Origin of the sequence: Pelagicoccus sp. SDUM812003, from assembly GCF_031127815.1 — a bacterium.
GTDB lineage: Bacteria > Verrucomicrobiota > Verrucomicrobiia > Opitutales > Opitutaceae > Pelagicoccus.
This window is the reverse complement of sequence record NZ_JARXHY010000082.1, coordinates 1-395: the sequence shown is the minus strand read 5'-3', so window position 1 is coordinate 395 and position 395 is coordinate 1. Positions and strand designations below refer to the sequence as shown.

General features: G+C 54.4%; 1 protein-coding gene. It reads right to left on the bottom strand.

Translation table 11 applies throughout. From position 1 onward, the window contains the following. Positions 1-197: 197 nt before the first annotated feature. Positions 198-395: OST-HTH/LOTUS domain-containing protein (locus QEH54_RS22885; RefSeq protein ID WP_309020974.1), on the bottom strand; the 198-nt coding region annotated here is incomplete at its 5' end.

Genomic DNA, 395 nt, shown 5'->3' with positions numbered 1-395 from the left:
ACGACTTCGCCTAGGTCTTCGTGAAAGACATCGCGAAAGGCTTTGAAGATCAGTTCGGAGCAATAGATTTTTTCGTCGTCGAAATCGTACTGAATATCATAAGGCCGACCCATGTACAGCTCGGTGGCTTCCAGAATCTTATACGCCTGTTCGCTGGGGAAGAAAAGGGGTCAATCCGCTACTATTGACATTTGGGGCTACTTGTTTCGCAGGCGCACGGTGAGGATAGTGCCGGGGCCGTTCTTCTGTTTCTTGACTTCGAAGGTGTCGATGGCGGCGAAGAGGTCGCTGAGCTTGGAAAATCCGTAGTTGCGGGCGTCGAAGGAGCCTTGGTTCTGGATGTGCTGGCCGACGGGGCCGAGGCGAGCCCAACCGTCTTCGTCGGCGGTCGCTTT